This window comes from Streptomyces sp. NPDC092296, from assembly GCF_044755465.1.
In the GTDB taxonomy this organism is placed as follows: domain Bacteria; phylum Actinomycetota; class Actinomycetes; order Streptomycetales; family Streptomycetaceae; genus Peterkaempfera.
In genome coordinates this window covers 1,405,038-1,418,071 of sequence record NZ_JBIVRB010000001.1, presented here as the reverse complement: position 1 = coordinate 1,418,071, position 13,034 = coordinate 1,405,038, and the positions used below count along the sequence as shown (strand labels likewise).

Annotated in this window: 11 protein-coding genes; 5 read left to right on the top strand and 6 right to left on the bottom strand. The window is 75.5% G+C overall.

Going from position 1 to position 13,034, the window contains the following annotated elements; genetic code table 11:
• Positions 1 to 165: 165 nt before the first annotated feature.
• A complete protein-coding gene (locus ACIQGZ_RS06580; protein WP_402599707.1) occupies positions 166 to 468 on the top strand; it encodes a hypothetical protein in 303 nt (100 codons plus the stop codon).
• Positions 469 to 558: 90 nt separating this feature from the next.
• Complete coding sequence (locus ACIQGZ_RS06575) at positions 559 to 822, top strand: DUF1876 domain-containing protein (RefSeq protein ID WP_402599706.1); 264 nt, start codon at positions 559 to 561, stop codon at positions 820 to 822.
• A gap of 18 nt (positions 823 to 840) precedes the next feature.
• Here the strand turns inward: ACIQGZ_RS06575 and ACIQGZ_RS06570 are convergent, their stop codons facing one another.
• From ACIQGZ_RS06570 to ACIQGZ_RS06545, 6 genes are all read right to left on the bottom strand, one after another.
• The gene (locus ACIQGZ_RS06570) at positions 841 to 2,055 is read right to left on the bottom strand and encodes a peptidoglycan recognition protein (RefSeq protein ID WP_402599705.1); all 1,215 of its coding nucleotides are present in this window, start codon (positions 2,053 to 2,055) and stop codon (positions 841 to 843) included.
• A gap of 137 nt (positions 2,056 to 2,192) precedes the next feature.
• Positions 2,193 to 2,960 carry an enoyl-CoA hydratase/isomerase family protein gene (locus ACIQGZ_RS06565; protein ID WP_402600006.1) on the bottom strand — a complete coding sequence of 256 codons (768 nt, stop codon included), beginning with the start codon at positions 2,958 to 2,960 and terminating at the stop codon, positions 2,193 to 2,195.
• A 141-nt stretch (positions 2,961 to 3,101) separates the two neighbouring features.
• On the bottom strand, positions 3,102 to 5,192 hold the full coding sequence (locus ACIQGZ_RS06560) for an ATP-binding protein (RefSeq protein ID WP_402599704.1): 2,091 nt from the start codon (positions 5,190 to 5,192) through the stop codon (positions 3,102 to 3,104).
• 309 nt (positions 5,193 to 5,501) lie between these two features.
• Complete coding sequence (locus tag ACIQGZ_RS06555) at positions 5,502 to 6,137, bottom strand: DUF6879 family protein (RefSeq protein ID WP_402599703.1); 636 nt, start codon at positions 6,135 to 6,137, stop codon at positions 5,502 to 5,504.
• 206 nt (positions 6,138 to 6,343) lie between these two features.
• On the bottom strand, positions 6,344 to 8,812 hold the full coding sequence (gene lon / locus ACIQGZ_RS06550; protein ID WP_402599702.1) for an endopeptidase La: 2,469 nt from the start codon (positions 8,810 to 8,812) through the stop codon (positions 6,344 to 6,346).
• A gap of 100 nt (positions 8,813 to 8,912) precedes the next feature.
• Positions 8,913 to 9,686 carry a rhomboid-like protein gene (locus ACIQGZ_RS06545; RefSeq protein WP_402599701.1) on the bottom strand — a complete coding sequence of 258 codons (774 nt, stop codon included), beginning with the start codon at positions 9,684 to 9,686 and terminating at the stop codon, positions 8,913 to 8,915.
• A 188-nt stretch (positions 9,687 to 9,874) separates the two neighbouring features.
• Between ACIQGZ_RS06545 and ACIQGZ_RS06540 the strand changes: the two genes are divergently transcribed.
• The 3 genes from ACIQGZ_RS06540 (at position 9,875) to ACIQGZ_RS06530 (ending at position 12,949) form a co-directional block, all read left to right on the top strand.
• The gene (locus tag ACIQGZ_RS06540) at positions 9,875 to 10,594 is read left to right on the top strand and encodes a spermidine synthase (protein ID WP_402599700.1); all 720 of its coding nucleotides are present in this window, start codon (positions 9,875 to 9,877) and stop codon (positions 10,592 to 10,594) included.
• Between the two features lie 293 nt (positions 10,595 to 10,887).
• Complete coding sequence (locus ACIQGZ_RS06535; protein WP_402599699.1) at positions 10,888 to 11,604, top strand: response regulator transcription factor; 717 nt, start codon at positions 10,888 to 10,890, stop codon at positions 11,602 to 11,604.
• Positions 11,605 to 11,695: 91 nt separating this feature from the next.
• Positions 11,696 to 12,949, top strand: coding sequence for a sensor histidine kinase (locus tag ACIQGZ_RS06530; RefSeq protein WP_402599698.1), 1,254 nt, complete (start codon positions 11,696 to 11,698; stop codon positions 12,947 to 12,949).
• Positions 12,950 to 13,034: the final 85 nt, after the last annotated feature.

Genomic DNA, 13,034 nt, shown 5'->3' with positions numbered 1-13,034 from the left:
GGGCCGGCCCTACCCCCCCCCCCCCGGGGGGGCCTGGCCCCCCGGGGGGGGGGGGCGCGCCCCCGCGGGGGGGGCCCCCGGGGGGGGGCGGGGGCCCCCCCGCTTCCCCGATCCGGGTGACGTGATTCACGAATGAACCGGGGCATTCCGGTCACGCTCCCCACCATGGACGTACACCACGCCGATGCCTCCCCGGACGCGCGGACCGCCGCCCGCCTGCTGCCGCTCTGGCTGGCCGAGGCCGACCAGCTGGACCCGGGGGCCGCCGAGACGGCCCGGCGGACCTGGGAGGCCGGTGGCCGCCTCCCGGCCGACATCGCGCAGGGACTGGCCGACTGGGTGACCGCCCGGGTCAACGTCACCGGCTTCAACCGGGACGAGGGGCCCACCCGCCCCGGCCCCCGGATCACCGTCGCGGACAAGGAGGCGCTGCACCGCTGGCTGCGGGAGCAGGGCCACCGGGTCTGACGCTTGCCCACCCCCCGGCCCCGGCGCACCCTGGGACGCGGGAGGGACCGCAGTACCGAAACCCCCGAGGACCCCGAGGAAGTGGACGCCATGCGCCACGAATGGGACGTCCGGCTGTTCTTCGACGAGGACGGCAGGCAGACCGAGTGCGAAGCCCGGCTGGTCGGATCGAGAGCGCCCGGGGTGGTCGCCCGGGGCAGCGCCCGGTGCAGCGACAGCGACCGGCCCGAGGAGCGGATCGGTGAGGAGCTGGCCGCCTCCCGGGCGCTGAACTCGCTGGCCCGCAAGCTGCTGGCCCAGACCGCCGGCGACATCGAGGACGAGCTGCGCCACCCGGTCCACCTGCTGGGCTGACCGCGCCGGGAGCGAACCTCAGGGCCGCCCGGCGGCGCCCGCCCGCAGCAGCCGGGCGGCGGCGGCGCGGATGCCCGGCAGCGCCGCGTACAGGGCGTCACCCGGGCACTCGGTGTAGACCGCGTCGCGGTGGCCGGAGATGGCGTTGAGCAGCACCGTGGTGCCCTTGCGGTAGCGGGTGGCGCTGTCCTGGGAGACCATCGCGGCCCGGCCGGCGGGCGACACCCCGGCCAGGGAGAGCTTCCAGGCGGCGAGTCGGGCGATGGCGTCCACCATCGGCTTGGGCACGGTGGCGCCCGCGCTGAAGTCACCGATCGCCGCGATGCCCATGCTGCCGATGTTGAAGCCCATCGTGTGGCCGCCGACCACCGGCCGGTCCACGCCCCCGGCGCGGCCCTCGTAGATGGTGCCGCAGCGGTCGACCAGGAAGTTGTAGCCGATGTCGTCCCAGGCCAGCTCGCTGACGTGGTACTGGTACATCGCCCGGATCATCTCCGGCACCTGCGAGCAGGAGTAGCCGTTGGGGTTGTCGGTGTGGTGGATGAAGACCATCTTCACCGTGCCGGCGTACGCGGGCTTGGTGTGCCGCAGCGACTCGTCGGCCTTCCAGCCGGCCCGGGTGACCAGGGCGGGCCGGGGCACCACATACGGGTGGCCGGTCGGCGAGACCGACGCCCTGGGCAGCAGCCAGCTGGGCACCTTGACGCCCTGCGCGGGCTGCTCGGCGGGGCTGCCCGGGTCGACCAGGGCCAGGTGCAGGCCGCTGGGCAGCAGGCTGTCGGCGGGCGCCGCCACGGACACCTGCACCCCGTCCGACGGCCCCACCCACAGCGGCGCGGTGTAGCCCCGGGCCTGGCCCGCCGTGGGGCCCGGCTTGCCGTGGTCCTCGGGGCGCAGCGTCTGCCAGGGGCTCCACTGCCCGGCGGCCCGGTCGCGGGTACGGACCCGTACGGTGGCGTTGAGCGGCGTACGGGCGTCGTCCCAGACCGCGCCGACCAGCGAGAACGGCCGGGTGCTGCGGGGTGGCTCGGTGCCGCCGCGCGGGGCGCCGGACCCGGACCAGACGCTCAACGGCAGGCTGTACGAGGAGCCCCGGACGGCCGGGCGGCCCGCCGTGGCAGTACCGGCGGCGGGCAGCCGCCGGGGGGCCGGGGCGGCGCAGGCCGCGAGAGCCGCCAGCCCGAGGAACGCGGCAGCGGCCGCTCCGACCGGTCCCGTCCGAAGAACGCGCATACGCCGGATACTAGGGGCGGAGATGTCCGCTTTGCCCGGCCGATGGGCCGAGCGTGGCACCCCCTCACCCGCGCGGCGGCTGCCCTTCCCGTACACCCGGGCGCAGCGCGCTGCGGACCGGGCGGCGCCGCCCCGCCTCAGAAGCGCGGCGGACGCCGCTCCAGGAACGCGGCCAGCCCCTCGCGGACATCCGGCGCGCTGCGCGACCGGCGCTCCCACGGCTCCACCGCCGCCTGCGGATCGCGGCCCTCGGCCACCGCTGCCACCACGTCCTTGACCGCGCCGAGGGTCTGCGGGGAGCGGCCGGCCACGGTACGGGCGTACTCCAGGGCGCGGGCGTCCAGCCGGTCGGCCGGGACCGCCTCGTCCACCAGGCCGAGCAGTTCGGCGCGGGCACCGGTCACCAGGTCGGCGGAGAACAGCAGGTACTTGGCGCGGGCCGGGCCGACCAGCCGGGTGAGCCGCGCGGTCGGGACGGCCGGGTAGACCACGCCCAGCTTGGCCGGGGTGATGCCCAGCCGGGCGTCCTCGGCCGCGAACCGCAGGTCGCAGGCGACGGCCAGCTGGCAGCCGCCGCCCACCGCCGCGCCGCGCACCACCGCCACGGTCGGGTGCGGGAACGCGGCGAGCGCCTCCTCGGCCGCCACATTGGCGCGGTGGTAGGCGTCGGCGTGCTCCGGATCGGCGTACACCTCCAGCAGCTCCGCGATGTCGGCCCCGGCGCTGAAGGTGCCCCCGGACCCGGCCAGCAGCAGCACCCGCACGGCGGGGTCGGCCGCCAGCCGCGCCAGCAGACCGGGCAGCCCGCGCCACATGGCGAGGGTCAGCGCATTGCGCTTGGCCGGCCGGTCGACCAGCAGCACGGCCACCCCGTCCGCCCCGGCGTACGCCCGCAGCCCGGCCACCCCGCCCTCCCGCTCGACCCGCCCCACCAGCAACCCCGCCGCCACCCGCCCACTCCCTCCACCAGCCCACGCCTTCCGACGGCCCAGACCTTCCGACGGCCCAGACCCGCACTCTCCCACCCGGCCCGGCCGACCCGCCCCTCACCCCGCCGCCCCACCCAGCGCCCCGCCGATCCGGGCCCGCAGCGCGTCGGCGCCCGGATCGTCGTACGCCGCCAGGAGGCCCAGCGCCTCGGACCAGTACCGTCGGGCCTCGTCCGCCTCCTCGGCCAGGTGCAGCGCGCCGGCCAGGCCGTCCAGGGCGACCGCGAGCTGCCAGTGGTCCCCGAGCACACGGTGGACCGCCGCCGCGCTGCGGTGGAAGTCGGCCGCCTCCGCGAACCGCCCGAGCCGGGTGTACGCCTCCCCGGCCCCGTGCCAGGCCAGGGCCTCGCGTGCGCGGTCGCCGAGCCGCCGTTGCAGCGTCGCGGCGCGCTGGTAGGAGGCGAGGGCGTCCGCCGCCCGGCCGCACGCCTGCTGGCCGCCGCCCAGGGCGAGCAGCCAGTAGCCCTCCCACATCCGGTTGCGTTGCCGCTGGGCGATGTCCAGGGCCTCCTGGGCGGAGCGCAGCGCGTCCTGCGGCGCTCCGAGCGCACGCTGGACGTCGCTGAGGATGCGCAGGGCGTTGCCCTCGCCGCCCCGGTTGCCCTGTTCACGGTGGGCGGCCAGGGCGTGCCGGGCGAGTTCCGACGCCTCGTCCAACCGGCCCAGCCGGCAGGCCGTCTCGGCGAGGTTCGCGGTCAGGACGGCTTCCCAGCCGGTGGCGCCGGTCGCCCGGAAGAGTTCCCTGCTCGCCCCGAACCGCTCCCTGGCCGCCGCCAGGCGGCGTTCCCGCAGGTGGAGCAGGCCGAGATCATTGAGCGAGAAGGCCTCGCCCAGCCGGTCGCCCAGTTCGCGGCGGATGGCCAGCGCCGTCCGGTGGCAGCCGGTGGCCTCGGCCAGCCGGTGGGACTGGGTGTACGCCATGCCCAGGCTCTCCGACAGTTCGGCCTCCGCCCATCGGTCGCCCAGCCGGCGGGCGGCACACAGCCCGATGCGGCCCATGGCCAGCCACTCCTCGAACGGGTTGAGCAGCATGTGCACGCTGCGCAGCACGGCGGGCAGCTGCCAGGCGGGCCGGTCCAGCCCGGCCGTCTCGGCGGCGCGGGTGGCGGCCAGCAGGTTGGCCCGTTCCCGCTCGTACCAGCCCATCGCCTCGTCGTGGTCCGCGAAGGCGGCCGGCTGGACGCCGTCCTCCGGCGGATCGAGCGGCACATGGGGCTCCGGCGGGTTCAGCCAGGTCTGGGCGGCGTCGGCCGAGTGCAGGTACCAGGCCAGCACGCGCCGCAGGGCCGCCGCGCGGCTCTCCGGGGCCTCCTCGTGCTGGACCTGGTCGGTGGCGTAGGCGCGCAGCAGGTCGTGGAACTGGTAGCGGTCCGGGTGGGCCTGTTCCAGCAGGTGGGCGCCGACCAGGGCGTCCAGCAGGTGCCGGGTGCGGCCGACGCCGACGCCGGCGAGCGCGGCGGCGGCCCCGGCGTCGAAGTCCGGCCCGGGGTGCAGGCCGAGCAGCCGGAAGAGCCGGGCGGCCTCTGCGGTCAGCGCCCGGTACGACCAGGCGAACACGGTCCGTACGGCGGCGGCCTCATCGTCGTCGTCGATGCTCAGCGCCTCCCACAGGCCCGATTCGTCGCGCAGGTTCCGGATCAGCTCGGCCAGCCGCATCCGGGGGCGGCTGGCGGCCCGCTCGGCGGCGATCCGCAGTGCCAGCGGCAGCCGGGCGCACAGCCGGGCCAGCTCCACCAGCTCTTCCTGGTCGTCCCCCGCCCGGTAACCGGCGGTGACCGCGCTCAGCAGGTCGACGGCGTCCGCCTCCGCCAGCGGCCCCAGGGTCAGCCGCCGGGCGCCGTCCCGGACGCTCAGCCCGGACAGCCGGCTGCGGCTGGTGACGACGACCAGGCAGGAGGCCGCACCCGGCAGCAGCGGGCGGACCTGCCCGGCGGTGGCCGCGTTGTCCAGGAAGACCAGCATCCGCCGCCCGGCCAGCAGCGAGCGGTAGAGCGCGGCGGCGGCCTCGGGCTCCGCCGGGATCGCCTTCGCCGGGACGCCGAGGGCCGCGAGGAACCGGTGCAGCACCTCGGTCGGGGTGGCCGGCGGGTCGGGGTCGTAGCCGCGCAGGTTGGCGTGGAGCTGGCCGTCCGGGAAGCGCTCCGCCACCTGGTGCGCCCAGCGCAGCGCGAAGGAGGTCTTGCCGACACCGGCCGTACCGGCGATGACGTGGATCGCGGCGGCGGGCGGTTCGTCGGCGGCGCCGCCGAGGACCAGGTCGAGTTCCCGGATCTCGCTGCTGCGGTTGACGAACCCCCTGGCGCCGCCGGGGAGCTGTCTCGGGCGCGGGGTGCCGGGGTAGGGCCCGGCGGCGTGGAAGTGGACGCCGCCGCTGATGTCACGGGCCTGTACGACGTCACTCGCGGTCCCCGACAGCTCCGAGTGCGTCCTGTTGTCCTCGCCGTCCGCTGCGATCTGCTACTCCGCGAGTGGCGGCGGCAGGTGGGCGACCTCGCGGTCGACGTAGCGGACGAGGTCCTCCCCCGCCTCGTACAGCTCCCGGACGAACTCCCGGCAGCGCGCGGTCACCTCGGGGTCGGTGAACCGCACCGCGCCGTCCAGGGCCCCCTGCTCGGTGTAGAGCACCTGGTAGACCGTGCCCGCGCCCAGGGTGACCCGCTCGGGCAGCGGCCCGGCGCCCTCCCGGTCGCGGACGGCTTCCGGGCCCACGACCCGGATGTGCTCGCCGCACTCCGCGCGCAGCCGCAGCAGGTGCAGTTCCCACTGGAGGTAGGGGGTGAGCGGCTGTTCGACCACGCGGACCCGCAGCAGGGTGGTGCGGCGGCGGGTGTTCTCCCGGCCGAAGTCGTGGAGGTAGTCGCGTTCCGCTTCGATGAGGCGCAGGGCTTCGTGCCAGTCGCCCCGGGCGAAGGCGTCCCAGCTGGGGAAGCCGGGCTCCTGGAAGTGCTGGCGGCGTTCGAGTTTCCAGGAGTCCTGGCCGTCGATCGTCCACTGGCGGTCGCGGAAGTCGGCCCGGTAGGCCGCCAGGTCGAGCCGGTCGCCGAGGGCCGGGTCGAGGCGGAGTCCGGGGGCGTCGGGGTCAGTGGTGTGCATCGGGGATGTCCGGCTTGGCTGCGGCCAGGGTGGCGGCGGGGATGACGACCAGCCGGCGGGGTCGGCCTCCCAGCCGCGTGCCGTGGACTCTTCCCCGCCTGGCGACTCCATGGTCACCAAGTGTAGGAACGGTGGTCACGGATAGCAATGGCCCCGGCTGCCGCCGAGCCCTGGGAGGGCGGCGGCAGCCGGGGTGGGGGGCCGGGTCAGGCTGCGGTGGCGACCGTCGCGGCGGCGGGTTCCAGGGCCAGTTCCAGCACCTCGCGGACGTCGGAGACCGGGTGGACGGTGAGGCGGTCCAGCACCTCGGCCGGGACGTCGTCCAGGTCGGGTTCGTTGCGCTGCGGGATCAGCACCGTGGTGACCCCCGCCCGGTCGGCGGCGAGCAGCTTCTGCTTGACCCCGCCGATCGGCAGCACCCGCCCGGTGAGCGACACCTCGCCGGTCATGGCCACGTCCGGTCGGACCCGGCGGCCGGAGAGCAGCGAGGCCAGGGCGGTGGTCATGGTGACGCCCGCGCTGGGGCCGTCCTTGGGGACGGCGCCGGCCGGTACGTGCAGGTGGACGCCGCGCTCCTTGAAGTCGGTGACCGGCAGTTCCAGCTCGGCGCCGTGCGAGCGCAGGAAGGAGAGCGCGATCTGCGCGGACTCCTTCATCACGTCGCCCAGCTGGCCGGTGAGGCTGAGCCCGGTGGGGCCGGTCTCCGGGTCGGCCAGCGACGCCTCGACGTACAGCACGTCGCCGCCCGCGCCGGTGACCGCGAGCCCGGTGGCCACGCCGGGGACGGCGGTGCGGCGCCCGGCGGGGTCGGTGGCCGCCTCCGGGGTGTGGTGCGGCCGGCCGATCAGCCGGCGCAGGGAGTCGGCGCCGACCCGGGCGGGCAGTGTGCGCTCGCCCAGCTCGCTCTGCGCCGCGACCTTGCGCAGGATGCGGGCCAGGGCGCGTTCCAGGTTCCGTACGCCCGCCTCGCGGGTGTACTCGCCGGCCAGCAGGCGCAGCGCGTCCTCCTCGACCGCCACCTCGTCGGCGGTCAGCCCGGCCCGCTCCAGCTGCCGGGGCAGCAGGTGGTCGCGGGCGATGACGACCTTCTCGTCCTCGGTGTAGCCGTCCAGCCGGACCAGCTCCATCCGGTCGAGCAGCGGCTCGGGGATGGCCTCCAGCACATTGGCGGTGGCCAGGAAGACGACGTCGGAGAGGTCGAGCTCCACCTCCAGGTAGTGGTCGCGGAAGGTGTGGTTCTGGGCCGGGTCCAGCACCTCCAGCAGGGCGGCGGCGGGGTCGCCCCGGTAGTCGGAGCCGACCTTGTCGATCTCGTCCAGCAGCACCACCGGGTTCATCGACCCGGCCTCCTTGACGGCCCGGACGATCCGGCCGGGCAGCGCGCCGACGTAGGTGCGCCGGTGGCCCCGGATCTCGGCCTCGTCCCGGACGCCGCCCAGCGCCACCCGGACGAAGGAGCGGCCCATCGCGCGGGCGACCGACTCACCGAGCGAGGTCTTCCCCACGCCGGGCGGCCCCACCAGGGCCAGCACCGCGCCGCCCGCCCGCCGCCCGCCGCCCGCCGGGGCGCGCTCGCCGTCGACCACGCCGAGGCCGCGCTCCGCGCGCCGCTTGCGCACCGCCAGGTACTCCACGATGCGGTCCTTGACGTCGGTCAGCCCGGCGTGGTCGGCGTCCAGCACCGCGCGGGCGCCGGCGATGTCGTACGCGTCCTCGGTGCGCTGGTGCCACGGCAGCTCCAGCACGGTGTCCAGCCAGGTGCGGATCCAGCTGCCCTCGGGCGAGGCGTCGGAGGACCGCTCCAGCTTGTCGACCTCCTTGAGCGCGGCCTCCCGGACCCGCTCGGGCAGGTCGGCGGCCTCCACCCGGGCGCGGTAGTCGTCCTCCTCGGAGGCGGCGTCGCCGCTCAGCTCGGCCAGCTCCTTGCGGACGGCCTCCAGCTGGCGGCGGAGCAGGAACTCCTTCTGCTGCCGGTCCACGCCCTCCTGGACGTCCTTGCGGATGGTGTCGTTGACCTCCTCCTCCGCCAGGTGGTCGCGGAGCAGCTGGAGCGCGTACCCGAGCCGCTCCACCGGGTCGGCGGTCTCCAGCACCCGGAGCTTCTGGGCGGCGCTGAGGAAGGGCGCGTAGCCGATGCTGTCGGCCAGCTCGGAGGGGCCGTCGAACTGGGCGATCCGGTCCACCACCTGCCAGGCGCCGCGCTTGCTGAGCCAGCGGCCGGCCACGGCCTGGTACTCGCGCATCAGCTCGGTGACCCGGCCGGGCAGCGGGTCGGGCTGGGCGGGCTCGGTGAACTCGGCGGTCTCCACCCAGAGCGCGGCGCCGGGGCCGGTGGTGCCGGCGCCGATCCGCACCCGGCGCACCCCGCGCACCAGGGCCGCCGGGTCGCCGTCGGCCAGCCGGCCGACCTGGTCCACGGTGGCCAGGGTGCCCACGGCCGCGTACCCGCCGTCGATCCTGGGCACCAGCAGCACCTGCGGGCGGGGCGCCTTGGAGCTGCGGACGCCGGGGGCGTGCGCCCCCGGCTCGGAGCTGCGGGAGGCCGCCTGCGCGGCGTCGACCGCGGCGCGCACCTCGGCGGCGGACAGGTCCAGCGGCACCATCATGCCCGGCAGCACCACCTCGTCGTCGAGGGGCAGTACCGGAAGGGTGAGCGGCGTGGACGTCGAAGCCATGATCTCTCCCCAGTCAGTGAAGTTGAGTTGACCTGACTAAGGTCCGGCGACCACCTCGGTGTTCCGCTGTTCACTATGAGCGAACAAGAGCCGGCGGGCCCTAGGAACGGGCAGGCCCGGCCGGGCTCAGCTCCGGGCAGCGGGTGGCCCCGCCGGGGCCCCGCTCCGGGACCCGCGCCGCCGCCCACCGCCGCACCCAGGGCCAGCAGACCAGCCCGACCAGCAGCGACACCGGGTGGCCCACCGCCGTGACCGGGTCGTCGCCGGTGAAGACCTGGTGCACCAGTACGGCGGCGGCACCGAGCGGCACCGCGACCCGCAGCCGCCGGGGCAGCAGCCCGGCCACCGCACCCAGGCAGGTCAGCACGCCGTAGCTGACGCCGACGTCGATCCGGTGCAGCTCACCGGGGGCCAGCAGCCCGGCCAGCACCCCCAGCGCGATCGGCAGCTCCGAGATCAGGGTGGCGATCACATGGCCGATGGCGAAGACCTGCGCGGTCCGCAGCGGGCCGATCCGCCGCTCCAGCGGCGCCAGGGTCGCGGTGAAGGCCACCAGGTACGGCGACCAGAGCGGCCCGGCCACCCAGAGCGCGCTCAGCGCCAGCACCCGCAGGGGGGTGTGCAGCAGATGCCAGCCGTCGCTGCTGGAACCGGCCACCGCCGCCCGCACCGACTCCGGGTCACCGAACCGGGCGTACAGCGCGGTGCCGAGCAGCACCACCAGGTACCAGAAGGTGAACGGCGTCCGCCGGGGCCCCGGCAGCACCCGCAGCGCCCGCAGCGGCGATCCGCACCGCCGCACCGCCCGGCGCAGCCGGTGCAGTCGGCCGGCGCCGCCCAGCGGGCGGAGCGGGCTCTGTCGGCTCTCCGCCATCCCGGCCTCCGTCGCTGCTGGCCCCGGGCAGGCGCCCGGCGCGTCCCCCGGGCGCCCGACCGCGTCGTGCGCTTCCGGTTCCACCGTAGGGCGGCCGGATGAGGACTGAATGAGTGGACCGGCATCCGCACGACCCCCCAGGATGGGCGTGTCGCGCCCGTCCGCTCCGTCCACGAAGGGTCTCACCTGTGACTTCCGCCACCCAGCCGTCCCTCGCCGCCCTCGTCGCCCGAACGGCGGAGCGCACCACCCGGGTGCTGGACCGCCGCGACGGCCCGTACGGGGAGATCGTGCTGCGGCAGCGCGGCGAGAGCCCCGACGAGGTGTACGAGATCATCGCCAACGGCTGCTTCCTGATGGACACCGCCGACGGCCGCTCGGAGCGGCTGCTGGTGCGCGCGGCGCTGGACGCGGCGGCGGTCCCCCGCCCGGCGGTGCTGATCGGCGGCCTGGGGGCGGGCTTCTCGCTCGCCGAGGCCGCGGCCGACCCGGCGCCGGCCCGGATCACCGTGCTGGAGCGGGAGGCGGCGGTGGTGGACTGGCACTCCGGTCCGCTGGCCCGCTTCTCGGCCGGGGCGCTGGACGATCCGCGTACCGAGGTGGTCGCCGCCGACCTGCTGGACCAGCTGCGGGGAACCACCGACCACTGGGATGTCGTCTGCCTGGACATCGACAACGGTCCGGACTGGACGGTCACCGACGCCAACGGCGGCCTGTACGGGTTCGCCGGGCTGACCGTGCTCCAGCGGGTGCTGGCGCCCTCCGGTGTGCTGGCCGTGTGGAGCGCCGCGCCCGCGCCGGAGTTCGAGGAGCGGCTGCGGGCCCGCTTCCAGCAGGTGCGGCAACTGGACGTGCACGTGGAGCGGGGTGCACCTGATGTCGTGTACCTGGCATCACGAGTGAAATGATCTGGGTAAGGTGTCGGGCTGTGCCGTTCCCACGGCGTCGGCGGACCGGTCGCGTCCGGACGCTGCGGGGAGACACGTCCCGTACGCAGCTGCACACGGCGGCCCGCTCGGCGCAGCCGCCGGTCACCGGCGGGTCCGGAGTCCCACGCTCCGGGCCCGGCGAGCCGGGCAGGGCGGCGGACGCGCGGCACCGTGGCTGGAGCTGACGGAAGAATCGACGAGCGGTACCGGGGACCTCTCGCAGGGGCGATCGGGCCGCAGGCCCTGGGGGCGGTGGCGTGACCGTGACAGAGATGCAGCAGGAGATCGGCAACCCGAGTGCGCAGCGGCGGGTGCTGGTCGTGGAGGACGAACCGACGATCGCGGAGTCCATCGCCGCCCGGCTGGGCGCGGAGGGCTTCAAGGTCGCCGTCTCCCACGACGGGCCGAACGCCGTGGACTGCTTCCAGACCTGGCAGCCGGACCTGGTGATCCTGGATGTGATGCTGCCCGGCTTCGACGGACTGGAGGTGTGCCGCCGCATCCAGGCGCAGCGGCCGGTCCCGGTGCTGATGCTGACCGCGCGCGACGACGAGACGGACCTGCTGGTCGGCCTCGGGGTCGGCGCCGACGACTACATGACCAAGCCGTTCTCGATGCGGGAGCTGGCCGCCCGGGTGAATGTGCTGCTCCGGCGGGTGGAGCGGGCGCAGATGGCCGCCCGCACGCCGGTCGGCGGCACCATCCGGCTCGGTGACCTGGAGATCGACCATGTGCAGCGGCGGGTCCGGGTCACCGGCGGCGATGTGCATCTGACCCCGACCGAGTTCGACCTGCTCGCCTGTCTGGCGCAGCAGCCGCGTGCGGTGCTCACCCGCGAGCAGTTGCTGGCCGAGGTGTGGGACTGGACCGACGCCTCCGGCACCCGCACCGTGGACAGCCACGTCAAGGCGCTGCGCCGGAAGATCGGCGCCAACTGGATTCGTACGGTGCACGGGGTCGGCTACGCGCTGGAGGCCCCCGCCCTCTGAGCCGGGGCGGCGGGCCGGTGAGCGGGGACGACGGCGGCCGGGGACGACGGCGGCCGGGAACGACGGTGACCGGGAACGACGAGGGGCAGCGATGACGTACTCCGGGCGCACGTCCGCCCCACGCCCGTACGACCAGCACCCGTACGGGCAGCACCCGTACGGCTGCGACCAGTACGCGTACGGCGACGAGGCGTACGGCGGGCCGCCGGACCGGGCCGGCGAACTCATCGACGGCCGGGACCGCCCGCAGCCGGGCCTGGTGGCCCGGCTGGCCAGGCGGCTGTGGAGCGACATCCGGCCACTGGACCCGATGCGGTCCATCAAGGCCAAGCTGGCCATGCTGGTGATCGTCTCGGTGGTGGTCGCCAGCGGCATGGTCGTGATCGCGGTGCAGTCGGACACCCGCATCCGGGTGATCATGATCTTCTCGATGATCGCCTCGCTGCTGTTCATGCAGCTGGTCGCGCACGGCATGACCTCGCCGCTGCGCGACATGACGGCGGCCGCGCGGGCGATGGCGGCCGGCGACTACAGCCGCCGGGTCCGGGCCACCTCCCGGGACGAGGTCGGCGAGCTGGCCGCCACCTTCAACCGGATGGCCGCCGACCTGGAGGCCGCCGACCGGCACCGGCGCGAGCTGGTCGCCAATGTCTCGCACGAGCTGCGCACCCCGATCGCGGCGCTGCGCGCGGTGCTGGAGAACGTGGTGGACGGCGTGGTGCGGCCCGATCCGGCCACCATGTCGGCCGCGCTGGAGCAGACCGAGCGGCTGGGGCGGCTGGTCGCCCATCTGCTGGACCTGTCCAAGATCTCGGACGGGGTGGTCCCGCTGGACGCCCGTGAGTTCGCGGTGCGGCCGTTCCTGGCCGGGGTGCTGCGCGGGGTGACGGTGGACGGCTCCACCTCGGGCGGCGCCACCAAGCGGCGTACCGATGTCACGCTGGACCTCCAGGTGACGCCGGACGGGCTGACGGCGGTGGCCGACGCGGAGCGGCTGCACCAGGTGGTCGCCAACCTGGTGGACAACGCCTGCAAGCACAGCCCGGCGGGCGGCACGGTGACCGTGCGGGCGCTGGCCGGCCGGCAGCCGCAGGGGCTGGTGCTGGAGGTGCTGGACGAGGGCCCCGGCATCCCGGAGGAGGACCGGGCGCGGGTCTTCGAGCGGTTCGGCCGGGGCACCGCCTCCACCGCCGCCGGTCCCGGGAGCGACGGCGGCACCGGGCTCGGGCTGGCCATCGCGCGCTGGGCGGTGGATCTGCACGGCGGGCAGATCCGGGTCGCGGAGGCGGCGCGGGGTTGCCGGATTGTGGTCACCCTTCCGGGCGGGCCTCCGATGCACGTTTGACACAGAACCGGGACAATCGGGCCGCCGACGGGCCACAGCCCGGTTCCGGAACCACCCACCCTTACCGTTTTGTCCGTTATCGTGG

Excerpts from the sequence above, each read along its gene's own strand:
- lon (WP_402599702.1), bottom strand. The coding sequence starts at position 8,812 with ATGGCTTCGACGTCCACGCCGCTCACCCTTCCGGTACTGCCCCTCGAC.
- ACIQGZ_RS06545 (WP_402599701.1), bottom strand. The coding sequence starts at position 9,686 with ATGGCGGAGAGCCGACAGAGCCCGCTCCGCCCGCTGGGCGGCGCCGGC.
- ACIQGZ_RS06555 (WP_402599703.1), bottom strand. The coding sequence starts at position 6,137 with ATGCACACCACTGACCCCGACGCCCCCGGACTCCGCCTCGACCCGGCC.
- ACIQGZ_RS06570 (WP_402599705.1), bottom strand. The coding sequence starts at position 2,055 with ATGCGCGTTCTTCGGACGGGACCGGTCGGAGCGGCCGCTGCCGCGTTC.
- ACIQGZ_RS06530 (WP_402599698.1), top strand. The coding sequence starts at position 11,696 with ATGACGTACTCCGGGCGCACGTCCGCCCCACGCCCGTACGACCAGCAC.
- ACIQGZ_RS06575 (WP_402599706.1), top strand. The coding sequence starts at position 559 with ATGCGCCACGAATGGGACGTCCGGCTGTTCTTCGACGAGGACGGCAGG.
- ACIQGZ_RS06580 (WP_402599707.1), top strand. The coding sequence starts at position 166 with ATGGACGTACACCACGCCGATGCCTCCCCGGACGCGCGGACCGCCGCC.
- ACIQGZ_RS06535 (WP_402599699.1), top strand. The coding sequence starts at position 10,888 with ATGCAGCAGGAGATCGGCAACCCGAGTGCGCAGCGGCGGGTGCTGGTC.